The sequence below is a fragment of the Pseudomonas sp. H3_E07 genome (assembly GCF_054668895.1).
The window spans coordinates 2,072,119-2,096,427 of the sequence record NZ_CP162795.1 but is presented as its reverse complement, the minus strand read 5'-3'; the positions used below and the strand labels follow the sequence as shown (position 1 = coordinate 2,096,427).

17 protein-coding genes are annotated in these 24,309 nt (G+C 62.1%); 6 read left to right on the top strand and 11 right to left on the bottom strand.

Translation table 11 applies throughout. The features are described from left to right. Positions 1-17: 17 nt before the first annotated feature. From fis to AB4O08_RS09575, 9 genes are all read right to left on the bottom strand, one after another. The gene (fis, locus tag AB4O08_RS09615) at positions 18-338 is read right to left on the bottom strand and encodes a DNA-binding transcriptional regulator Fis (protein WP_002555375.1); all 321 of its coding nucleotides are present in this window, start codon (positions 336-338) and stop codon (positions 18-20) included. Next, positions 335-1,348, bottom strand: a complete 1,014-nt coding sequence (gene dusB, locus AB4O08_RS09610) for a tRNA dihydrouridine synthase DusB (RefSeq protein ID WP_010213494.1) — start codon at positions 1,346-1,348, stop codon at positions 335-337. Before dusB ends, fis begins: the two co-directional genes overlap by 4 nt. Before the next feature lie 185 nt (positions 1,349-1,533). Beyond that, on the bottom strand, positions 1,534-2,748 hold the full coding sequence (locus AB4O08_RS09605) for a DUF3426 domain-containing protein (protein WP_010213492.1): 1,215 nt from the start codon (positions 2,746-2,748) through the stop codon (positions 1,534-1,536). A gap of 30 nt (positions 2,749-2,778) precedes the next feature. Then, positions 2,779-3,657, bottom strand: a complete 879-nt coding sequence (gene prmA, locus AB4O08_RS09600; protein ID WP_010213491.1) for a 50S ribosomal protein L11 methyltransferase — start codon at positions 3,655-3,657, stop codon at positions 2,779-2,781. Positions 3,658-3,936: 279 nt separating this feature from the next. Beyond that, complete coding sequence (accC, locus tag AB4O08_RS09595) at positions 3,937-5,298, bottom strand: acetyl-CoA carboxylase biotin carboxylase subunit (protein ID WP_010213490.1); 1,362 nt, start codon at positions 5,296-5,298, stop codon at positions 3,937-3,939. 17 nt (positions 5,299-5,315) lie between these two features. Beyond that, the gene (gene accB / locus AB4O08_RS09590) at positions 5,316-5,780 is read right to left on the bottom strand and encodes an acetyl-CoA carboxylase biotin carboxyl carrier protein (protein ID WP_010213489.1); all 465 of its coding nucleotides are present in this window, start codon (positions 5,778-5,780) and stop codon (positions 5,316-5,318) included. A gap of 24 nt (positions 5,781-5,804) precedes the next feature. Next, positions 5,805-6,260 carry a type II 3-dehydroquinate dehydratase gene (aroQ, locus tag AB4O08_RS09585; RefSeq protein ID WP_010213488.1) on the bottom strand — a complete coding sequence of 152 codons (456 nt, stop codon included), beginning with the start codon at positions 6,258-6,260 and terminating at the stop codon, positions 5,805-5,807. Between the two features lie 314 nt (positions 6,261-6,574). Continuing rightward, on the bottom strand, positions 6,575-7,123 hold the full coding sequence (locus tag AB4O08_RS09580; RefSeq protein WP_406550078.1) for a methyl-accepting chemotaxis protein: 549 nt from the start codon (positions 7,121-7,123) through the stop codon (positions 6,575-6,577). Between the two features lie 1,466 nt (positions 7,124-8,589). Next, on the bottom strand, positions 8,590-10,260 hold the full coding sequence (locus tag AB4O08_RS09575; protein WP_460114832.1) for a diguanylate cyclase: 1,671 nt from the start codon (positions 10,258-10,260) through the stop codon (positions 8,590-8,592). A 298-nt stretch (positions 10,261-10,558) separates the two neighbouring features. Between AB4O08_RS09575 and AB4O08_RS09570 the strand changes: the two genes are divergently transcribed. From AB4O08_RS09570 to speA, 4 genes are all read left to right on the top strand, one after another. Further along, positions 10,559-11,626: a DUF2333 family protein gene (locus AB4O08_RS09570; RefSeq protein ID WP_010213485.1), complete on the top strand. Its 1,068-nt coding sequence runs from the start codon at positions 10,559-10,561 to the stop codon at positions 11,624-11,626. 2 nt (positions 11,627-11,628) lie between these two features. Next, positions 11,629-12,165 (top strand): NUDIX hydrolase, encoded by a 537-nt coding sequence (locus tag AB4O08_RS09565; protein ID WP_010213483.1) that lies wholly within the window; start codon positions 11,629-11,631, stop codon positions 12,163-12,165. A gap of 182 nt (positions 12,166-12,347) precedes the next feature. Continuing rightward, positions 12,348-12,719 carry a translation initiation factor Sui1 gene (locus tag AB4O08_RS09560; protein ID WP_012722004.1) on the top strand — a complete coding sequence of 124 codons (372 nt, stop codon included), beginning with the start codon at positions 12,348-12,350 and terminating at the stop codon, positions 12,717-12,719. A 142-nt stretch (positions 12,720-12,861) separates the two neighbouring features. Beyond that, complete coding sequence (gene speA / locus AB4O08_RS09555; RefSeq protein WP_010213480.1) at positions 12,862-14,775, top strand: arginine decarboxylase; 1,914 nt, start codon at positions 12,862-12,864, stop codon at positions 14,773-14,775. Between the two features lie 131 nt (positions 14,776-14,906). On the opposite strand, the gene AB4O08_RS09550 is transcribed toward speA, so the two are convergent. Further along, the gene (locus AB4O08_RS09550; RefSeq protein ID WP_010213479.1) at positions 14,907-16,250 is read right to left on the bottom strand and encodes an MATE family efflux transporter; all 1,344 of its coding nucleotides are present in this window, start codon (positions 16,248-16,250) and stop codon (positions 14,907-14,909) included. Positions 16,251-16,428: 178 nt separating this feature from the next. Here AB4O08_RS09550 and AB4O08_RS09545 point away from each other — a divergent pair, with 178 nt between their 5' ends. Then, positions 16,429-21,327, top strand: a complete 4,899-nt coding sequence (locus AB4O08_RS09545) for an alpha-2-macroglobulin family protein (protein WP_460114831.1) — start codon at positions 16,429-16,431, stop codon at positions 21,325-21,327. Between the two features lie 99 nt (positions 21,328-21,426). On the opposite strand, the gene AB4O08_RS09540 is transcribed toward AB4O08_RS09545, so the two are convergent. Continuing rightward, positions 21,427-21,720, bottom strand: coding sequence for a hypothetical protein (locus tag AB4O08_RS09540; RefSeq protein WP_010213476.1), 294 nt, complete (start codon positions 21,718-21,720; stop codon positions 21,427-21,429). Positions 21,721-21,971: 251 nt separating this feature from the next. On the opposite strand from AB4O08_RS09540, the gene pbpC reads away from it, so the two are divergent. Next, positions 21,972-24,263, top strand: coding sequence for a peptidoglycan glycosyltransferase PbpC (pbpC, locus tag AB4O08_RS09535; protein ID WP_042570910.1), 2,292 nt, complete (start codon positions 21,972-21,974; stop codon positions 24,261-24,263). Positions 24,264-24,309 lie beyond the last annotated feature (46 nt).

Here is a 24,309-nt window from a genome sequence, read left to right as displayed (position 1 = left end):
CTGGTTTGATTGAATGCTTACAACAAATCGTACTGCTTGAGCTTTTTGCGCAAGGTGCCACGGTTGAGGCCCAGCAGCTCACTGGCTTTGGTCTGGTTGCCCTTGACGTAGTTCATCACGCTTTCGAGCAAGGGCGCCTCGACTTCGGAGAGCACCAGGTTGTACACGTCCGTGACGGAAGCGCCCTCAAGGTGGGCGAAATAATTGTGCAGCGCCTTCTCGACACTCCCGCGAAGGGTCTGGCCTTCTTCGCTCGGCGTGTTGAGGTGCTGTTTCAAATTGACGTTGTCGCTCACGGGTGTTGTTCCACTCACTAAAGTCTCGGTCATCATCGTCATGCGGCCACCCCCTCTCCGTCCCCTGTCCCCAGGCTCTTGTAACGCTCGCTGAAGAACTCTCGAACGTTGGCGCACTGTGCTTCCGTATCATCCAAACGATTGAAGTGGGCGCGAAACTCCCTGGCGCCCGGCAGGGTTGCGAGATACCAGCCGACATGCTTGCGAGCAATGCGTACTCCCATCACGTCTCCATAGAAGGCGTGCAGGGCGGCCAGATGCTCTAGCAGAATACGTTCCACCTCGACCAGCTCCGGTGCCGGCAACACTTCACCGGTACGCAGAAAATGCTCGATCTCACGGAAAATCCATGGCCGCCCCTGGGCTGCCCGGCCAATCAACAAACCATCGGCACCGGTGGCGTGCAGTACGCGCCGGGCTTTCTCGGCGGAGTCGATGTCGCCATTGGCAAACACCGGCATCGACACTGCCTGCTTGATCGCAGCGATGGTGTCGTACTCGGCTTCACCGGTGTAAAGGTCGGCGCGGGTGCGGCCATGCACCGCCAGCGCTGTAATGCCTGCCTGTTCAGCGATCTTCGCCACTGTCAGGCCGTTCTTGTTGTCCCGGTCCCAACCGGTACGAATCTTCAGGGTGACCGGCACATCCACTGCGGCAACAACGGCCTGCAGGATCTCGGCAACCAATTGCTCATCTTTCAACAGGGCGGAACCGGCGGCCTTGTTGCAGACCTTCTTGGCCGGGCAGCCCATGTTGATGTCGATGATCTGCGCCCCCAACTCCACGTTGGCGCGGGCCGCATCCGCCAGCATCTGTGCATCTCCACCGGCGATCTGGACCGAGCGGGGCTCGGGATCACCTTCGTGGATCATGCGCATCCGCGATTTGCGGGTGTTCCACAAGCTCATGTCGCTGGTGACCATTTCCGAGACAACTAGGCCCGCGCCCAAACGCTTGCACAGCTGACGAAAGGGTTGGTCGGTGACGCCCGCCATCGGGGCGAGAATCAAGCCATTCTGTAATGTATATGGGCCGATGCGTACCGCCGACATAGGACTTCCCTGTTGTGGGGCCGGATCATTAGAGTTCGAAAAAGGGTTGGCATGATACCCGCTCTCGATGACTGGATAAAGGCTGAATTGGATAAAATCTGAACAGTTATTTCTTTATCGCTACCGGTTTGGTTGCGCAGGGGAAAGTCAATAACCTGCCGTCAAATCTCAACCCATGCACCGATTCACTCGGGCGAGTGAAAGCTCAGGCTGTAATTCACGGCTTTATTGCCCGGGTCGAGGATATCCAGGGAGATATGGATCGGGGTTTGCGATGGCATTTCGCTAACACCGGCCAACTCACCGCTGAGGTATTCGGCGGGTTTGAAGCGACGACTGGCAATCAGGCTGCCATTCAAATCGGCAAAACGCAGCTCCAGCAGCGGGAAGGGCTGGGAGAAGGTCGCGCGGTTATAGATGATCGCGTCCACCACCAAGGCCCCGGCGAAGTCCGGGTGACTGCGCACCACCAGGTTGCTGCTCTTGATGTGGGCGATATCGACCCGTGATGGCACCGTGCAGCCCAGTGTGGGGCACAGTTGCTGGAACCACGGACGATAGGCGTCCTGGCGAGCCAGGTCGTCGAATTGATAAGCGATGTACTGACCCGCCAGGCCGCCGGCAGCCATCAACACCAGCAACAGCCAGACCAGGCGGCGGCCCCAACCCGATGGGCGTTTTTGCGCGTACAGGTGCAGCGGGTCGTCTTCCAGGTCCTGGAGCACATCGTCATGCACACCGGCCTCAGGGCGCGGGCGTTTGCGGCGAGGTTGCAGGCGATCTTCGGGTTCGGCCGCTTTGGTCAGCGGGGTGAACGGCGGGTCGATGTCATCATCGACTGGCGTTGAGCGCAGTGGCGGCTCCTCGTCGAGTTCGTCGGTGTGGAACGACATGGACGGTTCGGTGCGCTGCCTGGTCGCAGGTTCAGGCTCGTCCTCAGTGACGTGGAGGCGCTCTTCAGGCGGCTCGCTGAACAGGCTCGACGCCCATTTTTCCTCTTCGGCCTTGACCGTGTCGCGGCTGGCGCTGAAGGATTCTTCCTTTTGGCGGCGGTCGGTGCCGGGCTGGCGACGATCTGCGCCAGCCGGCAGCGTGTGCTGAATCTCACGGCGTTCCAGCTTGGCCAGTTCTTCGTCCAGGTCCAGGTTGTCCAGGTCCAGCTCTTCGGCGGTCCACTGCTTCTGGCTGATGGCCCGCGCAGGCTCAGGCGTCAGCGCCAGCGGCGCCTCTGGCTCCGGCGCGGACGCCTTGCCGCGCTGCTCCAGCAATTGACGAGCGGCGTTGAACACTTGCAGGCACGAACCGCAGCGCACCACGCCACGGGCCACGCTCAGTTGAGCGTGGTTGACGCGAAAGCGTGCTTGGCAGTGCGGGCACTGGGTGACGAAACTGTCGGTCATGCGGCCATCCGATTCAGGCAAGCGCTCATTCTAGCGCCGACGCCCGCTGATGCGTACCCAGCCATCACGGTTGGCGATCGGATCCAGCTCGAAATCCTTCGCGTAGGCGGCGGCAACGTCTTCGCCTTGCTCGGCCAGGATACCTGACAGCGCCAGGCGGCCGCCCGGCTTGACCAGGCTCGACAGTTGCGGTGCCAGGGACACCAGCGGGCCGGCGAGGATGTTGGCGACCAGTACATCGGCCTGCACCTGGGGCAATTGCTCCGGCAGGTAGAGTGGGAATTTGCCCTCAGGGATGTTGTTGCGCCCGGCGTTATCGCGGGAGGCTTCCAGGGCCTGCACGTCGATATCGGTGCCCACGGCTTCCTTGGCGCCCAGCAACAGGGCGGCAATTGCCAGGATCCCCGAGCCGCAGCCGAAGTCCAGCACGTGGCTGTCGGTCAGGTCCTGGCCGTCCAGCCATTCCAGGCACAGCGCGGTGGTGGGGTGGGTGCCGGTGCCGAATGCCAGCCCTGGGTCGAGCAGCAGGTTGACGGCGTCCGGCTCCGGGGCGGCATGCCAGCTTGGCACGATCCACAGGCGCTGGCCGAAACGCATCGGCTGGAAGTTGTCCATCCAGCTGCGTTCCCAGTCCTGGTCTTCGATGACTTCGCTGTGATGCTCCGGCAACGGCCCACCTGTCAGCAACTCCATATGGGCCAGTACGGCGGCGGCATCGGTGCCGTCTTCGAACAGGGCCAGCAAATGGGTGTGGGACCACAGCGGCGTGGTGTTGAGCTCCGGCTCGAAGATCGGCTGGTCTTCGGCGTCCATGAAGGTGACCGAGACAGCGCCTACTTCGAGGAAAGCGTCTTCATAGGTTTCGGCTTGTTCTGGGCTGATGGCGAGACGGACTTGCAGCCAAGGCATGGCGGGCACCTTTGAAAAAAATGAGTGTGCAGCGGGGTGGGGCTGCGAAAGGGCGCAAGTTTACGCGAGCGGCGGGCAGAAGACGACACCACTGACTGCACAGGGTTCAAATGTGGGAGCGGGCTTGCTCGCGAATGCGGCGTGTGAGTCGACAAACTCATCACTGACCCACCGCATTCGCGAGCAAGCCCGCTCCCACATTTAGAGTGTGTGACCACAAAATCCAGGTGATCCAGAAACAACAAAGCCGCCCGAAGGCGGCTTTGTTGAGCGGAGCACTTACTGGTTGGCCAGTTTGTGTTCCAGGTAGTGAATGTTCACACCACCTTCGCAGAAGCCTTCATCGCGAACCAGATCCCGATGCAGCGGGATGTTGGTCTTGATGCCGTCGACCACGATTTCGTCCAGGGCGTTGCGCATACGGGCCATGGCCTCGTCGCGGGTCGCGCCCCAGGTGATCAGCTTGCCGATCAGCGAGTCGTAGTTGGACGGAACCTTGTAGCCGCTGTACAGGTGCGAATCGACGCGAACGCCGTTGCCGCCCGGAGCATGGAAGTGCTTGACCAGGCCTGGACTCGGGATAAAGGTTTTCGGGTCTTCAGCGTTGATGCGGCACTCCAGGGAGTGGCCGTGCATCTTCACATCGTCCTGGGTGAAGGACAGCGGGTTGCCGGCGGCGATGCTGAGCATCTCCTTGACGATGTCGATACCGGTGACCATCTCCGACACCGGGTGCTCTACCTGCACGCGCGTGTTCATCTCGATGAAGTAGAAACGACCGTTCTCGTACAGGAACTCGAAAGTACCCGCGCCACGGTAGTTGATGTCGATGCACGCCTTGACGCAACGAGCCAGTACTTCCTGGCGCGCTTTTTCGTCCAGGCCCGGTGCTGGCGCTTCTTCCAGGACCTTCTGGTGACGACGTTGCAGCGAGCAATCGCGGTCGCCCAGGTGGATGGCGTGGCCCTGGCCGTCGGACAGTACCTGGACTTCCACGTGACGTGGGTTGGTCAGGTACTTCTCCAGGTAGACCATCGGGTTGCCGAACCAGGCGCCCGCTTCGGAGCGGGTCTGCTTGGCGGCTTCGATCAGGTCTTCTTCCTTGTGCACCACGCGCATGCCGCGACCACCACCGCCACCGGCGGCCTTGATGATCACCGGGTAACCGACTTCGCGACCAATGCGCAAAGCGGTTTCCTCGTCTTCAGGCAGCGGGCCGTCGGAGCCTGGCACGGTTGGCACGCCCGCCGCGATCATGGCGTCCTTGGCCGAAACCTTGTCGCCCATCAGGCGAATGGTTTCGGCTTTCGGGCCGATGAAGGCAAACCCGGATTTTTCCACCTGTTCGGCGAAATCGGCGTTTTCCGCGAGGAAGCCATAGCCAGGGTGGATGCCATCGGCGCCGGTCACTTCCGCGGCCGCGATGATGTTCGAGACTTTCAGGTACGAGTTCGTGGCCAGTGGCGGGCCGATGCAGATGCTTTCGTCCGCCAGTTTCACGTGCATCAATTCGGTATCGGCCGTCGAGTAAACAGCGACGGTCTTGATGCCCTCTTCCTTACAGGCGCGCAGGATACGCAGCGCGATCTCGCCGCGGTTGGCGATCAGGACTTTTTGCAGTTTCTTCGCAGGTTTCAACATCGAAGGCGCTCCGCGGTTCAAACGATGGTGAACAGCGGCTGGTCGTACTCAACCGGCTGACCGTTTTCTACCAGGATGGATTCGATGACGCCGGCTTTTTCAGCGGTGATGTGGTTCATCATTTTCATCGCTTCAACGATGCAGATGGTGTCGCCCACTTTCACGGTTGCGCCGACTTCAACGAAGGCTGGCGAGGTCGGTGCCGGGGTGCGGTAGAACGTACCGACCATTGGCGACTTGACCACGAAGCCGTTCAGCGCAGGAGCAGCCGGGGCGGCAGGTGCCGCGGCAGCAGCAGGTGCGGCGGCCGGCGCAGCAGCGGCTGGAGCCGGTGCTTGCATCTGTGGCGCGTAGAACTGTTGGGCCGGGGTCTTGCTGTGACGGCTGATCCGTACGGACTCTTCGCCTTCCTTGATTTCCAGCTCGTCGATACCGGATTCTTCCAGCAGTTCGATCAGTTTCTTAACTTTACGGATATCCATGAATCATCAACTCCCAAGGGTCGGTCAGGGGCGCTTGGCCGGTTGTTCAAGTTGTTCCAGGGCGGCCTCCAGGGCCAGTCGGTAACCGCTGGCGCCAAGGCCGCAGATCACACCTACCGCAACGTCGGAGAAGTAGGAGTGATGGCGGAAAGCTTCGCGTTTGTGCACGTTCGACAAATGCACTTCGATGAATGGGATGCTCACCGCCAGCAATGCGTCACGTAATGCAACGCTTGTGTGTGTAAAAGCGGCGGGATTGATCAGGATAAAGTCCACGCCTTCGCCACGCGCGGCATGGATGCGATCAATCAATTCGTACTCGGCATTGCTTTGCAGGTAGAGCAGATGGTGGCCGGCTTCACGCGCCCTGCGTTCCAGGTCGAGGTTGATCTGGTCCAGGGTGACTGCCCCGTAGACGCCCGGTTCACGGGTGCCGAGCAGGTTCAGGTTGGGTCCGTGAAGAACCAGTAAGGTCGCCATCGGCTGTTCCTTGTTATTGATGTGGGTACGGCAGAACCCGGCGACTATGCCGCAAAGCCTTTGTGACTGTCCAGTTCTATGCAGTAGGCGGCACGATTAGCGAGGATAGCGCAAAGTATGTGACCAAGTCGTAGGATCTGGTCATTGGTGGCACGTCTTCGAAGCTGATGGAGATTCAATGTGGGAGCTGGCCTGCCTGCGATGGCGGTGTGTCAGTACCGGATGTGTTAACTGGCCCACCGCGATCGCAGGCAGGCCAGCGCCCACAGTTCTGATCTGCGCATGGCTTGTGATTGATGAGGCGGGAAGTCGGGTCACACGCGGAAGGCCTGCACCGCAGTGTTGAGCTGCCCACCGAGCACCAACAGATGCTCGCCCTGGCTACGCCCTTGGCCAATCCGCAGCAAGTTGTCCTCACCCATCTGATGAATCCGCTCACTGTTATCGCGAATCTCACTCACAGCCCCACTCTGTTGCGCCGTCACATCAGCGATGCGCACGGCAGTCTCGGAAATGGTCTGTATCGCGCCGACGATCTCATCCAGCGCGCCGTCTGCTGCCTGGGCTTGCTGGGCAGTGGCTTCGGCGTGTTCGACCTGGGCGCGCATGCCTTGGACCGATTGATGGGCGGCACTTTGCAGGCCGGCGATCAGGCTCTGGATCTCTGCGGTAGCGCCAGCGGTGCGTTGGGCCAGGGAGCGGACTTCGTCGGCCACCACGGCGAAACCACGTCCTGCTTCACCGGCACGGGCCGCCTCGATGGCGGCGTTGAGGGCGAGCAGGTTGGTCTGATCGGCAATCGAACGGATCACCGTCAGCACGCCGCCGATGGTGGCGGATTCTTCGGCGAGTTTTTCGATCATCTGCGCATTCTGCTGCACTTCGCCCACCAGGGCATGCAGCCCGGTCAGGCTCAGGCCGATCACGCGTTGGCCCTGTTCCACCGCCTGACCGGCGCTGCGACTGGCGCCTGCTGCCTGGCTGGCATCGCCCGCGACTTGCTGGATGGTCGCTTCCAGTTCACCCAGCGAATCACGAATCTGCGCGGTATCTCCGGCCTGGCGTTCGGCGCCGTCGTGCAGGCCGCTGCTCAGTTCGGCCAGCGCACGGCTGCTGCCGACAACTTCCTCGGCATTGCCACGAATGGTGCCGACCAAGTCCACCAGGTAAGCCCGCAGACGGTTCAGGGAGGCTTCAATATCGTGCAGTTCGCGATTGGTCTTGCCCAGGGCGATCGGCTGGCTGAAATCGCCCTCTGCCCAGGTCGACAGGGCCGGTGCCAGGTTGGTCAGTACACGTGCCAAGCGGCGTTGCAGGGTGTCGATCAGCAGTGCGATCAGCAGGATCAGGCCGATCATCACGCCTTGCATCAGGCGCACTTCGCCCTGGATCTTGCCATGCTGCGCGCGCACCACAGGTTCCAGTCCGGCGATGGCGTGTTGCACGGTGTCGATTTTCTGGTGGGTCTTGGCGGCCAGGTCGGTGCGCTGCTGGATCTGTTCGCGGGTGCGCTTGAGTTCGGCCGGGTAACGGGTCAGCAGGCTGTTGAGCTCACGCTTGAGGTCGACGCCGGTGTCCTGGGCTTCGGTTTTTCCGGTGTTTTCCAGGCCCATCAGCGCGGAAAAGTCGTCGGCGCTGGATTCGGCGCTGGCTTTCACGCCCAGCAACGGCAGTTGTTCCAGCAGGTCAGCCTGGCTGCGAATGTTGCTGACTTCGCGTTCCACATCGTCGGCCAGTTCCGCGCGCCCGCTGGTGACCAGTTTGTCGCGGGCCAGAGACAGTTTGCCCAGGTGCTGGGACGCTGCCAGCAAAGGCGGTAGATAGCGGGCGGCCTCGGGAGAGTTCACGCTGATGGCGTACTGGCTCAACTGCTCCAGGTTCGCGCCCAATTCGCGCTCGGCCTGCAGCAGCAAGGCTTGCGGGTCGCCTGCCAGTTTGCCGGCTGCCAGCAAGGCGGTCTTGCTGAACGCATCCAGGTCCACCAGGCTGGGGCGCAGGTTTTGGGCGAGGTCCGCCGGCAGCTCATCCAGCTGCTGCAACAAGCTTTCGAGGCTCTGGCTGGCACTGCTCAGGCGTAGGGCGTCGCCACTGGCCAGGTAGTCGTCGATATTGCGCGCGGCCTGGTTCTGAAAGGTCTGCGACAGACCCAGGTAGCGCTCCATCAGCAGATAAGGCCGCTCCAGGGCGCGCTGCGACCACCACAGCGTCGCCCCCAGCGCCAGGCACACGGCCACCAACAGGAGGGTATTGAGATTGGTCAGCAGCTTCAGGCGCATGCGTGGTTTCAACCGACGACAAAAGATAAGTGCCTGAAGTTATTGCGTTTTCATTACAAGGTTATGACGGAATCGGTGGATTCTGGTGAAAAGATGGCACTTTGCTTTGATGCGCGCGCGGCCTGCACGCGGTTACGTCCGGCATCCTTGGCGCGGTACAGCGCCTCATCGGCCTGGGCCGCCATCATCAGGCTGTCGGAGCCGTCGCACAGCTCCACCAGCCCAGCGCTGAAGGTGCACCACAAATCCTGGGGTTGGGCGGGATAGTGGATTTCGGCAAAGCGCCCGCGGATTTCATCCAGCACTTGGCACGCCGATTCCAGATCGGTGTCGGGCATCACGATGGCGAATTCTTCGCCGCCGTAGCGCCCGATATAGTCAGTCTTGCGCAAGCGCTGCTTGAGAAACAGCGCCAGGCTCTTGATCACACGGTCACCCATGGGGTGGCCATGACTGTCATTGACCCGCTTGAAGTGGTCGATATCCAGCATGGCAAAGCTCAGCGGCTTGTTCTCGCGGCGTGCGCGGAAGCTGCAGTCTTCGAGCAATTGCAGGATGTGGGTGTGGTTGTAAAGGCCGGTGAGGCTGTCGCGCACCATCCGTGCCTTGAGGTGGCGCGCGCGTGCCGCACGGTTGCGCACGGTGGTGATCAGGTGACGCGGCTTGATTGGCTTGGTGAGGAAGTCGTCACCGCCTTCGCTCATGGCGTCCAGCTGTTTGTCCAGGTCGTCCTCGGCCGACAGGTAGATGATCGGCACGCTCACATAACGGTCGTTATGGCGGATGACCTTGGCCAGCTCGGTGCCGGTGCACGCGGGCATGTACATGTCGAGGATGATCAGGTCGGGCTGGAAATCCGCCAGTTCGGCCATGGCCTGAATCGGCTCGATCAGGGAGCGAGTGACGATGCCGGCACTGTTGAGCAGACGCTCTGTGTGCAGCGCCTGGGCCCGTGAGTCGTCGATGATCAGCACTTTGTACGGTTCGTACTGGGCGACGCAGGTCAGCACTTCGATCTTTTCCAGCAGGCTTGAGGCTTCCAGCGTGCCGGTAAGAAATTCCTGGCCACCGGCACGCACGGCGGCGAGGCGGGTGGGAGTATCGGTTTCGTGCAGGCTGAAAAACAGCAGCGGCAGCTTGTGCTCCAGGCCTTCCTGGGCTTCGGCGGCGAGTTTGAGGCCCAGGCCGGTGCCGCAGAAATCCACATCCATCACGATGGCCGAAGGCAAGCGCTCGGCCATCGATGCGCGGAACGCCGCCACGCTGTCCAGGGATTGGGCGCTCATGCCAAAGAATTCCAGCTGCTTGGCCAGGCGCTCGGCGCGGTCGTGATCGGCCAGCATCACGTAGATCGGCTTGCGCATTGGCGGCAGAAAGGTTTGTTCGAGCTGGTCGCCCTGGCGCAGGCCGGTGCGGGACAGGCGCTGCATCAAGCGATTGAGTTCGGTGATCAGGTGGCTGCTCAGGCGGCCACGGTTCTCGTCCACAGCCTTGAGGGAGTCGCCGATGTGTCGCGCCAACTGGCTGTGTTCCGGCTGTTCGAAGCGCTCGGCAAAGCGCAGCAGGCGCAAGTTGGCCTCGCTGAGTTCGGCGAGGTCTGCACTGGACCATTCGCTGCGTTGCAGGCGCTGCCAGATCTCAAGAATTTGACGTGCCTGATGAATTACCCGCTGGGCAAAATGCTGCTTGAGGCGCTCACGGCTGGGGTCTTCTGGCTCGGTCATATCCTGACTACTAGTTAGGGCGCATGCTGAGGTCGACTGATGGCTCTATGCTAGCACCTCTTTTCAATGGGATGAGTGTCATACGTCAATAAACTGCGTGCCCGTCGCATTCAGTTGCTGACTGGGTGGTCGCGCAGCGTAAAACGCGTGCATCCTTTATAGTCGAACGGCCTCAGTGCGCCAGTTTGGCGAAAAGCCCCGCATGGGCGGGCACGATGGGGTAGGGTTGTGGTCGGAGTGTTTGAACGCACGCCATCAATTCAAGTGCATGAACTCAAGTGATTGAAAGGATATCGCCATGCTGGACTGGAAAAACCGTGCAGGCAGCGCCAAAGGCCCCGCGCCTGAGCCCAAGTCGACCAACCGCGGCTATTTTCGTACCGTGCTGATGAGCCGTGCCGTGCTCAGTGTGCTCGGCCTGTACTTGTTGGTCACCGGCGCCCTGGGCTGGTACTGGAGCGAAGAGCCGGCGCTGTTTCCGGTGCAGCAGAATGCGCAGCTTGCCGCCGAGAAGGAAGGCAAGCAGATGGTGGTGGGCTATACCACGGTCGAAACCCTCAAGACCGTAGTCGGCACCTTGCTGAACAAGCCCGGTGGCTACATTTCCAACGATCGCTTCCCGCCAGGTCTGTGGATGGACAACATGCCGAGCTGGGAATACGGCGTGCTGGTGCAGGTGCGTGACCTGACCCGCGCCTTGCGTAAAGACTTTGCCCGCTCTCAATCGCAGTCGGCCGAAGACGCGGATCTGGCCAAGGCCGAGCCACGTTTCAACTTCGACAACAAGAGCTGGGTGCTCCCGTCCAGTGAGTCGGAATACCAGGAAGGCATCAACTCCCTGAGTCGCTACGAAGCACGTCTGTCTGACCCTAACCAGCGCGGTGCGCTGTTTTATGCGCGTGCCGACAACCTGAACAACTGGCTGGGCGACGTCGCCACGCGCTTGGGTTCGTTGTCGCAACGCTTGTCGGCCAGCGTGGGCCGGGTGAAGCTGAACACGGCATTGAAAACCGAAGCCCTGGCGCCGGGTGAAGTGCCGCAGGTCGATGAGGAAGTGGTGGAAACCCCATGGATGCAGATCGACAACGTGTTTTACGAGGCCCGTGGCCAGGCTTGGGCCTTGTCGCACTTGTTGCGTGCCATCGAAGTCGACTTTGCCGACGTACTGGCCAAGAAGAATGCCACGGTCAGCGTGCGCCAGATCATTCGTGAGCTGGAAGCCTCGCAGGAGCCGGTTTGGAGCCCCATGATCCTTAATGGCAGTGGCTTCGGCGTACTGGCGAACCATTCGTTGGTGATGGCCAACTACATTTCCCGGGCAAACGCTGCAGTGATCGACTTGCGTCAGCTCCTCAACCAGGGTTGATGATGGACGCTACCCAAAAGGAGGCCGCGCACCGCGCGGCTTCCGATGCTGAATTGATCTGTTGGGTCGACGAGCAGGACAACCTGCTCGGTCACCTCGTCAGGTCCGACCTTCGCCAGCGTGGCCTGATTGGCCGTTGCACCTTCATATTCCTGTTCAACTCCAACGGTGAGCTGTGTGTGCATCGGCGCACCCTGAGCAAAGCCTTGTACCCGGGTTTCTGGGACACGGCGGCGGGCGGGATGGTGGCGGCGGGTGAGTCGTATGCCTTGTCGGCGGCTCGCGAGCTGGAAGAGGAGTTGGGTGTCAGCGGAGTGGAATTGGTCGAACATGACCACTTCTACTTCGAAGATGGCGACAGCCGGCTCTGGTGTAAATCCTACTCCGCCGTCTGGGACGGGCCGCTGCGTTTGCAGCCTGAAGAAGTCATGGAAGCGCGCTTTTTACCCCTTGAAACAGTCCTGCAGGAGGCTGCGCAAAAGCCTTACTGCCCGGATGCCCAGGAAGGGTTGCGCCGTTATCTGGCCTTGCGTCGCTAAAGTTGCATAAATTGGCGCCATTTGGCTCTTAGCAAGTCGGCTTTTTGTGGTTACACTGCGCGACTTTTCACCCGAACCACCTTGGCGGTTCGGTAGCGCTGCCCCTGCCTGAGTGGGGCTTCGCGGTCGGTACTCCCCTTTGCGGGTGCCGATCAGTCTTCATCCTCCCAAGAGGATTGCCGGTGGCCAAAAAAGCCGCATCCTTCGCCGCCCTTGGTGGCCTGGTATTTTCCACCGACGCAGGTCGACACTGCCCGGACTGTCGTCAGCCCGTGGATTCGTGTACCTGCAAACAGACCCTGATCCCTGAAGGCGACGGTATTGCCCGCGTGCGACGCGAGAGCAAGGGCCGTGGCGGCAAGACGGTGACCACCATCACCGGCGTGCCGTTGGCCGAAGAGGCCCTGAAGGAACTGGCCACGACGCTGAAAAAACGCTGTGGCACGGGTGGCGCGTTGAAAGACGGCGTCATTGAGATTCAGGGCGATCACGTCGAGTTGCTGTTGGCCGAGCTGATCAAGCTCGGGTACAAGGCCAAGAAGTCCGGCGGCTGAAAGCCTCTTCCGACCTGTGTCTAAACTCTGTCCTGCGCGTGGGGTCCTACCTTGCACGCAGGCAAATCGTCATTTTCATTCTTTAGACTGCGCCAGCCTCTGATAGGGGCGGTGCCTTCGACTTCATTTATAGGGGACTTCGATGTCCGTACGACGCACACGCAAAGACGATGGCAGCCAATGGACAGTTGCGGACAGCCGCAGTGTTTACGGGATTCGCCATTGGGGGGCCGGGTATTTCGCGATCAATGATGCCGGTCGCGTTGAAGTCCGTCCGAACGGCCCGAACAGCACGCCAGTCGACCTGTACGAGCAAGTCGACGAGCTGCGCAAGAGCGGCCTGTCGTTGCCGCTGCTGGTGCGCTTCCCCGACATCCTGCAAGACCGTGTACGCCAACTGACCGGCGCTTTCGATTCGAACATCGAGCGCCTGGAATACCAGAGCAAGTACACCGCGCTGTACCCGATCAAGGTGAACCAGCAGGAAGCGGTGATCGAAAACATCATCGCCACCCAAAACGTGTCCATCGGCCTCGAAGCCGGCTCCAAGCCCGAGCTGCTGGCCGTGCTGGCCCTGGCGCCGAAGGGCGGCACCATCGTCTGCAACGGCTACAAGGACCGTGAGTTCATCCGCCTCGCGCTGATGGGCCAGAAACTCGGCCACAACGTGTTCATCGTGATCGAGAAAGAATCCGAAGTTGAACTGGTGATCGAAGAGGCTGCCAGCCTCAAGGTCAAGCCACAGGTCGGCCTGCGCGTGCGCTTGTCGTCCCTGGCGTCGAGCAAATGGGCGGACACCGGTGGCGAGAAGTCCAAGTTCGGTCTGTCGGCGGCGCAGCTGTTGTCCGTCGTCGAGCGCTTCCGCGCCGCCGGCCTGGACCAGGGCATTCGCCTGCTGCACTTCCACATGGGCTCGCAGATCGCCAACCTGGCCGACTACCAGCACGGGTTCAAGGAAGCCATCCGTTACTACGGCGAACTGCGCAACCTCGGCCTGCCGGTGGACCACATCGACGTCGGCGGTGGCTTGGGCGTGGACTACGACGGCACCCACTCGCGTAACGCCAGCTCGATCAACTACGACATGGACGACTACGCCGGCGTTGTCGTGGGCATGCTCAAGGAATTCTGCGACGCGCAGAGCCTGCCGCACCCGAACATCTTCTCCGAAAGTGGCCGTTCGCTGACCGCCCACCACGCCATGCTGGTGGTGCAGGTGACCGACGTCGAGAAGCACAACGACGACGTGCCGGTGATCGAGAACAAGGAAGCCCTGCCGGAAACCGTGCAGTGGCTGGTGGACCTGCTCGGCCCGACCGACATCGAGATGGTCACCGAAACCTACTGGCGCGCCACCCACTACATGAGCGACGTGGCCACCCAGTACGCCGACGGCAAGCTGACCCTGGCCGAGAAAGCCCTGGCCGAACAATGCTACTTCGCCGTGTGCCGCCGCCTGCATAACTCGCTGAAGGCCCGCCAGCGCTCGCACCGCCAGGTGCTGGACGAGCTCAACGACAAGCTGGCCGACAAGTACATCTGCAACTTCTCGGTGTTCCAGAGCCTGCCGGACACCTGGGCCATCGGCCAGGTCCTGCCGATCCTGCCGCTGCACCGTCTCGACGAAGAGCCGCTGCGCCGTGCCGTACTGCAAGACCTGACGTGTGACTCCGACGGCAAGATCAAGCAATACGTCGACGAGCAGTCCATCGAGACCAGCCTGCCGGTTCACGGCTTGAACGAAGGAGAGGACTACTTGCTGGGTATCTTCCTGGTCGGTGCTTACCAGGAAATCCTGGGTGATATGCACAACCTGTTCGGTGACACCGACTCGGTGAACATCTACCAGCGTGAAGACGGTTCGGTGTACAGCGCCGGTATCGAGACCCACGACACCATCGAAGACATGCTGCGTTATGTGCACTTATCGCCGGAGGAGTTGATGACGCATTACCGTGATAAATGTGCGAGCGCGAAGATCAGTGCCAGTGAGCGTACCCAGTTCCTGGATGCGTTGCGTCTGGGGCTGACGCGCTCTTCGTACCTGTCGTCATAAGTGACGTGACCCGGCTCTAATGGGGAGCCGGGCTTGTCGAACCGCCGCAATGGCGGTGTGTCAGTGCTGGAATGTTGTCTGACCCACCGCCATCGCAGGCAAGCCAGCTCCCACGACGGGATCTCATTCTTTCAGCTACTACCTAGCCATAGCCCCTGCCGATTTAGGCGCCAGGCAATCGCCCAAAGGGTGAGACTGCGCACCGTCATAAACACCAGGAAGGTTATCCACAGCCCGTGGTTGCCCAATCCTTGCAACGCCCAGGCAATGGGCAGCACCAAAACCACCGTCAACAGCATGCCATTGCGCATTTCCCGCGCGCGCGTCGCGCCGATAAACAAACCATCCAGCAAGTAACTCCACACCGCAATCAACGGCAATACCGCGAGGTAAGGCAGGTAGATATCGGCGGTTTCTCGCACGCTGGGAATGTCGGTCTGCATGGCAATAAACAGGTGGCCGGCGACGGTAAACAGCAGGGCAAAGCCGACGCTGGCGATCAGCGACCAACCGCCGGCCACCACCAGCGAGCGGCGCAGTGCTTGGCGGTCATGGGCGCCGATGGCGTGGCCGCACAGGGCTTCGACCGCGTGGGCCAGTCCATCCAGGGCATGGGCAGTCAGCAATAGGCCGTTGAGCAGTAGCGCGTTGGCGGCCACGGTGGCGTCGCCCAGGCGGGCGCCTTGCACCGTGATCATGAAAAACACCGATTGCAGTGCAAGGCTGCGGATGAAGATATCGCGGTTGACCGCCAGCAGTGGCCGCCAGCTTGCCCACCATTTCAGCGCAGCCCAGGCGATATGGCCGGGGTAGGCGCGCAGGGCTTTTTGCGTCATCGCCAGGCCGAGCAAAGCGCCGGTCCATTCCGCCACGACGGACGCACGCGCCGAACCGACCACCCCCCAATCCAGCCCGAGTACGAACCACAGGTTCAGGGCGATGTTGACCAGGTTGGTGGTGAGCAGGATCGCCAAAGGCGCGCGGGCGTTTTGCGTACCAAGGAACCAGCCGACCAGCGCATAGCTGGCCAGCGCGGCGGGCAGGCCGAACAGGCGGGTGTGGAAAAAATCTTGGGTCAGTTGATTGAGTTCGGGAGAGGGCTGCATCCATTCCAGGGCCAGATGGCTCAGCGGAATGCCGACAGTGCCCAATAGCATTGCCAGGCCCAGTGCGAGCAGCAGGCCTTGCAGCAGGATCTGCCGCAGCGCCGCCCCATCATTGCGTCCGGCAGCCTGGGCGGCGAAGCCGGTGGAGCCCATGCGCAGGAAACCCATGGCCCAGGCGAGAAAGGTATACAGGCTGGCGCCGACCGCGACGGCGCCCAACTGGTGCGCGTGGGGCAGATGGCCGATCACCATGCTGTCGACCAGGGCCACCAGCGGCACCGAGATGTTCGACAGGATCATCGGCGCGGCCAGGGCCCAGACGCGTCGGTGGGTGGGGCGGTGGCGCCAGTCGGTGAGTAGGGTGGGCATGCAGGCTCCTTGGGGGAGCGGCATTGTAACTGGCTGCCCTTGGCTGTGGGATTTGGCTTGATCCAGGATGACATCAGAACCAAACCACCCTCCGTCGGTCAATGTGACCAGCACCACATCGACCCCCCGCGGGCTGATATATAGTTCACCTCTCGGACCCCCTCACAACGAGTGCCCCATGCTTAACAAAGGACTGTTCCTTGCTTGCGCGCTGGCCCTGCTGAGCGCCTGCGATTCCTCCGATAAACCGGCGGCCCCGACCGCTCCCGCAGCGGCGACAGTGGCGCCCAAACCGGCCAAGGCCGCGGTGGATGTGGCGGCGCTGAAGCAACGTTACGCCGGACGTGAGTTGAGTGTGGTGGACGTGTCCGAAGTACAACTCGACGGTGCCAGCACGCTTTCCGTGAGTTTTTCCATTCCGTTGGACCCCGATCAGAAATTTGCTGACAAGCTTCACCTGGTGGACAGCAAGTCCGGCAAGGTCGATGGTGCCTGGGAGATCTCCGACAACCTGATGGAGTTGCGCCTGCGCCACCTCGAACCGCAGCGCAAACTGGTGCTGACCGTCGACGCTGGTGTGAAGGCCGTCAACGACAACAAGCTTGCCGCCGAGTACACCGCCCGCCTGGAAACCCGCGACCTGCAAGCCACTGTCGGCTTCGCCAGCCGTGGCACCTTGCTGCCAACCCGCCTGGCTGAAGGGCTGCCGGTGATCGCGCTGAACGTCGACAAGATCGACGTCGAATTCTTCCGCATCAAACCCGAATCCCTGCCCACATTTCTCGCACAGTGGGGCCGCAACACCAGCCTGCAAAGTTATGAATCCCGCGAACTGCTGCCCCTGGCCGACCTGGTCTACGGCGGACGTTTCGACTTGAACCCGGCGCGCAACACCCGCGAGACCCTGCTGCTGCCGATCGCCGGCCTCAAGCCATTGCAGCAACCGGGCGTTTACCTCGCGGTGATGCGTGCCTCGGGCACTTACAACTATTCGCAGCCGGCCACGCTGTTTACCCTGAGTGATATCGGCCTGTCGGTGCACCGCTACGCCAACCGCCTGGATGTGTTTACCCAGGCGCTGGAAGGTGGCAAGGCGCTGGATGGCGTCGACCTTGAAGTGCTCGACGCCGAAGGTCGCGTGCTGGGCCAGGGCAAGACCGAGAAGGGCGGCCACGCCGAATTGCCATTGCCGAAAAAGGCCCAGGTGCTGCTGGCCAAGCAGGGGGAACAGACCAGTATGTTGCGCCTCGACAGCGCGGCACTGGACTTGGCCGAGTTCGACATTGGCGGCCAACCCTCCCACCCTTTGCAATTCTTTGTGTTCGGTCCGCGTGACCTGTATCGCCCTGGCGAAACCGTGCTGCTCAACGCCTTGCTGCGCGACAAGGACGGCAACGCGGTCAAACCGCAGCCGGTGAGCGTCGAAGTGCGTCGCCCGGATGAGCAGGTCAGCCGTAAATTCGTCTGGGACGCCGACCCCTCCGGCCTCTATCAATATCAACTGCAACTGGCCGGCGAAGCGCCGACCGGGCGTTGGCAGTTGGTGTTCGACCTGGGCGATGGCAAGCCACAGCTCTATGAGTTCCTCGTCGAAGACTTCCTGCCCGAGCGCCTGGCGCTGGAACTCAAGGGTAGCGACACCGCGTTGAGCCCGGCGGATGACGCGGTGATCCAGGTCAACGGGCGTTACCTGTATGGCGCGCCCGCCTCGGGCAATCGCGTCAGCGGCCAAGTCTATGTGCGACCGTTGCGCGAAGCGGTCAAGTCGCTGCCGGGCTATCAGTTCGGCTCCGTGACCGAAGAAGAGCTGAGCCAGGATTTCGAACTGGAAGAAAGCGTGCTCGACGCGAAGGGCCAGGAAACGCTGACCCTGGAAAGCAAGTGGGCCGAGGCCAAGTCGCCGTTGCAACTGATCGTGCAAGCCAGTCTGCAGGAGTCCGGCGGGCGACCGATCACGCGGCGTCTGGTGCAGCCGATCTGGCCCGCCGAGCAGCTTCCGGGCCTGCGCGGGTTGTTTGACGGCCAGGAAACCAATGGCGATGGCCCGGCGGAATTCGAAGTACTGCTGGCCAACCAGGACGGGCAGAAACTCGCCGCGCAAAACCTCAAGGTGCGCCTGGTGCGCGAGCGCCGTGACTACTACTGGAACTACTCCGAGAACGATGGCTGGAGCTATCACTTCAACGAGAAATTCCTCAACCTCGACGAACAGACCCTGAACATCAAGGCCGGCGACACCGCCAAGGTCAGTTTCCAGGTGGAGTGGGGCCCGTACCGCGTCGAAGTGGAAGATCCGCAGACCGGGCTGGTCAGCAGCCTGCGCTTCTGGGCGGGTTACCAGGCTCAGGACAACACCGAAGGCGGCGCCGTGCGCCCTGATCAGGTCAAGCTCGCTCTGGAAAAACCAGCCTACGGCGATGGCGATACGGCCAACGTGACCGTCACACCGCCGGCGGCCGGTAAGGGCTACCTGCTGGTGGAGTCTGCGGAAGGCCCGCTGTGGTGGCAGGAAATCGATGTGCCGGCCGAGGGCAAGAGCTTCGCTGTGAAACTCGATCCGAAATGGTCGCGGCATGATTTGTATGTCAGCGCCCTGGTGATTCGTCCAGGCGAGCGCAAGGCCAACATCACCCCCAAACGCGCCGTGGGCCTGCTGCACCTGCCGCTGGATCGCACCCAGCGCAAACTGGGCGTGACCCTCACTGCGCCGGAAAAAATGCGCCCCAAACAACCGCTGACGGTGAAGATCGCGGCTAAAAATGCCGACGGCAGCGTGCCGAAACAGGTGCACGTGCTGGTGGCGGCAGTGGACGTGGGCATCCTCAACATTACCGAATACCCGACGCCGGATCCGTATTCCAGCCTGTTCGGCCGCAAGGCCTACGGCGTGGACCAGTTCGACATCTACGGCCAGTTGATCGAAGTTGGCCAGGGCCGTCTGGCCAGCCTGGCATTTGGTGGTGACGCGGCGCTGGCCAAGGGCGGCAAGCGCCCGGACACCAGTGTGACCATCGTCGCCCTGCAAAGCGCCCCGGTAACCTTGAATGAGCAAGGCGAGGGTGAAGTCAGCGTCAACATCCCCGACTTCAACGGCGAACTGCGCCTGATGGCCCAGGCCTGGAGCGACGATCGCTACGGCATGGCCGAAGCCAAGACGGTGATTGCCGCACCGCTGATTGCCGAGCTGTCGGCGCCGCGCTTCATGGCGGGGGGCGACCAGACCACGTTGGCATTGGACCTGTCCAACCTGTCAGGCAAACCGCAGAAACTCGATGTACAGCTGAGCGCCGATGGGCAGTTGGAGTTGGTCAACAGCGGCGTGCAAAGCGTCGAGCTCAAACAAGGCCAGCGCACCACCCTGCGGATCCCGGTGAAAGCCTGGGGCGGGTTGGGGCAGGGCAAGGTCAAGGTGACAGTGAATGGCCTGGATCTGCCGGGAGAGAACCTGCCGCCGTTCACGCGCGAATGGACCCTGGGTGTGCGTCCGGCCTATCCGGCGCTGCTCAAGCACTATCGTGCGGTGCTGAAGGATCAACCGTGGAGCTTGCCGGCGGGGACGCTGGATCAGTTCGACGCCTCGGGGCGACAGGCGCTGCTGAGCCTGTCGAGCCGGCCGCCGCTGAACCTCGGTGCGCAAATCAGTGCACTCAAGGCCTACCCTTACGGTTGCCTGGAGCAGACTGCCAGCGGTCTATATCCGTCGCTGTATGCCGACGATGCGTTGCTCAAGCGCCTGTCGATCAAGGGCGAGTCGGACAGTGAACGTAAACGCAAGATCGAGCTGGGTATCGAGCGCCTGCTGGGCATGCAGCGCTACAACGGCAGCTTCGGGTTGTGGGGCGCGGACGGTGAAGAAGAATACTGGCTGACGGCTTACGTCACCGACTTCCTGCTGCGCGCTCGCGACCAGGGTTTTGCGGTGCCGCCTGAAGCCTTGAAAAAGGCCAGTGAGCGCCTGCTGCGCTACGTACAGGAACGTAACCTGATTGACGTCGACTACAGCGACAACGCCGACCACACCCGCTTTGCCGTGCAGGCCTACGCCGGTATGGTCTTGGCGCGTAGTCAGCAGGCGCCGTTGGGCGCATTGCGCAGCATTTTCGAACGTCGCAGCGATGCGCGCTCTGGTCTGCCGCTGGTGCAGTTGGCCATCGCGTTGCAGAAGATGGGCGACCAGCCGCGTGCGGACCAAGCCTTGCTCGCCGGCCTGGCGGCACAGCGCAATGCCAATGAATGGCTGGCCGATTACGGTAGCCCGTTGCGCGACCAGGCGATGATCCTGGCGTTGCTGGAAGAGAACGACTTGGCCAAGGGCAAGCGTGAGGAGCGTTTGTTTACGCTGTCGGATCAATTGGCGGCCAGCCCGTACCTGTCGACCCAGGAGCGCAATTCGCTGTTCCTGGCCGGGCGTCTCGGGTTTGCCAAGCCGGACTCGAACTGGCAGGTGTCATTGACGGGCAGTGGTGGTGTGCAGGAACTGAACAATCAACAGTCGACGCTGGAGTTGGAAGGCAAGCTGCTGTCCAGTGATTTGACCTTGAGCAATCAGGGCGAGACGCCGGTGTATCAGCAACTGACCATTTCGGGTTACCCACAAGTACCGCCTGCACCGGGCGGCGACAACCTGAGCATTCGCCGCGAATACCTGGGCATGAACGGCCAGCCGTTGAACCTGCGCAGCCTCAACAGCGGCGATCTGGTGTTGGTGCATTTGGCGGTCAGTGCCAAGCAGCGGGTGCCGGACGCGTTGGTGGTGGACCTGTTGCCGGCCGGCCTGGAGCTGGAGAACCAGAACCTGGCCCAAAGCGCCGCCAGCCTGGAAAACGCCAGCAGTCAGGTGAAGGAGTGGCGTGAGTCGATGCAGAACGCATCGCTCAAGCATCAAGAGTTCCGCGATGACCGCTACGTAGCGGCGATCAACCTGGAAGGCTCCGGCACGACGCACTTGCTGTACCTGGCGCGTGCCGTGACGCCGGGCACCTACCGCGTGCCACCGCCGCAAGTGGAGTCGATGTACCGGCCGAACTGGCAGGCGGTGGGTGAGACGCCGGCGGACCTGGTGATCAAGGGGCGCTGATATTTCAATGTGAGATGGAGTCTAAATGTGGGAGCGGCGGTGCGACGATTCGACTTGCTCGCACCGCCGCTCCCACAGTAGTTTGGGGATACTCTGGGGTTAGTGGACGACCCAGCTCAGGAGCCACAGGCCGAGCAGTAGCCAGATGATGCCCATGATGATCGACGCCCGCATGAAGGCGCGCACTGCCGAGTACAGCAGCATCAGGCCGATGATCAGGGTGATGATGCTGATGATCGAGGTGTCCATGCCCAACGTGCGAGACAGGCCATCGATGAAGTTGCCACCCGCATTGGTCAGCGCACCGAACAGGCCGCTGAGCCCGTCGACAATAAAACGGATGATGGAACCGAGCGCCTGGCCCAACCATTCGAAAAAGCTTTCTACCTGCATATGTGTGTCCTGATGAGAAGGTGGGCGTGTCTGTGCCTTTGGTTGTTATTGCAACAGGCTAGTTCCCTATCAGCATAGAGGTTTGCCCGTTTGAGTTTGCGATTAAGTTGTGTCATTTGCGGGTGTACGCGTACCAATGTGGGAGCGGGCTTGCTCGCGAATGCGGTGTATCAGTGACGAATGCTCTCACTGACCCACCGCATTCGCGAGCAAGCCCGCTCCCACATTTACTGCGCTGGGCTTTGGGGGCAGTGGTGTTGGTGGTGGTGGTGTTGTGGGGGGCGGATCGGGTTTGGCCGTTGCCGTTGCCTCAGGATGACCTGGCGCGAGTGGTGCTGGCCGAGGATGGCACGCCGTTATGGCGTTTTGCCGATGCCAATGGCGTGTGGCGCTACCCGGTACAGACCCACGAAGTGTCACCGTATTACCTGGACGCATTGCTCACCTATGAAGACCGTTGGTTCTACCAGCACCCTGGCGTGAACCCGCTGGCGCTGGCGCGGGCGACCTGGCAGAACCTCACCGGCGCGCGCGTGGTGTCGGGGGGCAGCACCTTGTCGATGCAGGTGGCGCGGTTACTGGATCCGCATTCGCGCACCTTCCATGGCAAGTTGCGTCAGCTGTGGCGTACGGCGCAGTTGGAATGGCACCTGTCCAAGGCAGAAATCCTTAACCTCTACCTGAACCGCGCGCCGTTTGGCGGCACGTTGCAGGGCGTGGCGGCGGCCAGTTGGGCATACCTGGGCAAATCCCCTTCGCAACTGACTCACGCCGAAGCGGCCTTGCTGGCCGTACTGCCCCAGGCGCCCAGTCGCTTACGCCCGGATCGCCATCCCCAGCGCGCCCAGGAAGCCCGCGACAAGGTGCTGCGGCGCCTCGCGGAGTTTCAGGTGTGGCCACAATCGGCCGTCGATGAAGCCCTGGAAGAACCGTTGCTGCTCGCCCCGCGCCTGGAACCGAGCCTGGCGCCCTTGCTCGCGCGCCGCCTGAATCGCCCCGACAGCCCGCCGCTGATCCGCACCACCCTGGATGCCACGTTGCAACGCCGTCTTGAAGACTTGCTGCTGGGTTGGCGCGCGCGTCTGCCGGAACATACTTCCGCCGCCATCCTGGTGGTGGAAGAGGAAAGCATGGCCGTGCGCGCCTACCTGGGGTCGGTGGACATCAACGATGCCAAGCGCTTCGGCCATGTAGACATGATCAGCGCCTTGCGTTCGCCGGGATCCACCCTGAAGCCGTTCCTCTACGGCATGGCCCTGGATGATGGGTTGATCCACTCCGAATCCTTGTTGCAGGACGTGCCCCGGCGTTATGGCGATTACCGGCCGGGCAACTTCTCCATGGGCTTTACCGGCGCGGTACCGGCGAGTACGGCGCTGTCCAGTTCGCTCAACCTGCCGGCGGTGCAGTTGCTGGAAGCCTATGGGCCCAAGCGCTTTGCCGCCGAAATGCGCATCGGCGGCGTGCCTCTGGCGCTGCCGGCGTTGGCCGAACCGAACCTGGCGCTGATTCTGGGCGGTGCAGGCAGTCGTCTCGAAGACCTGGTGAGTGGCTACAGCGCCTTCGCCCGGGACGGCAAGAGCGCGACCCTCCGATTACAGCCGGACGATACGCTGAGGGAACGGCCCTTACTGTCGCCAGGGTCCGCCTGGATCGTGCGGCGCATCCTCAGCGGCCAGGCGCGGCCCGACCGCGACCCGCGTGCCGAGCTGGTGCAGCGCCCTGTACTGGCCTGGAAAACCGGCACCAGCTACGGTTTTCGCGATGCCTGGGCAATCGGCGTGGGCCCGCGCTATTTGATCGGTGTGTGGATCGGCCGCCCTGACGGCACGCCAGTGCCGGGCCAGTTCGGCCTGGCCTCGGCAGCGCCGTTGATGTTGCAAGTGCACGATGTGCTGACCAACCGCGACAGTCAGCGCGGCATCAGCGCCCCCGTCAAGCCGGTGCCGGCCAATGTCGGCGTGGCGGCGATCTGTTGGCCGCTGGGCCAGCCCATGAGCCGCAGCGATCCCAATTGCCGCCGCCAGCGTTTTGCCTGGACCCTGGATAACACCACGCCGCCGACGTTGCAGGCACTGGACCAGCCGTTGAGCGTGGGGTTGATGGAAAGCGTTTGGGTCAATGCCAAGGGCTTGCGGGTCGACGCCCAGTGCCCTGGCGCCGAGCTGAAAAACATCGCCCTGTGGCCCGCGCCCCTGGAACCCTGGCTGCCACGGGTCGAGCGCCGCGAAGCACGCATCCCGGCCGCCGACCCCGATTGCCCGCCACCGGCGTTGGCCGCGTCGTCACCGCTGTCGATTGTCGGCGTGCGCGAAGGCGACCAACTGCGCCTGCCCGCCGCCAGCCAACAGGCCCTGCGCCTGAAAATCTCCGCCTTGGGAGGGAGCGGGCGGCGCTGGTGGTTCCTCAACGGCGCGCCACTGGGCGACAGCGCCAACCAGGACTTTATCAACGCCAGCTTCGAACACCTGGGCCGCTACCAACTCAGCGTCCTCGACGAAGCCGGCCAGACCGCCCGCCTGGAATTCAGCGTCATCGACTAGAGCCTTAGCGCAGGCAAGCCTACCTTTTGATTTGCAAACCCATTCC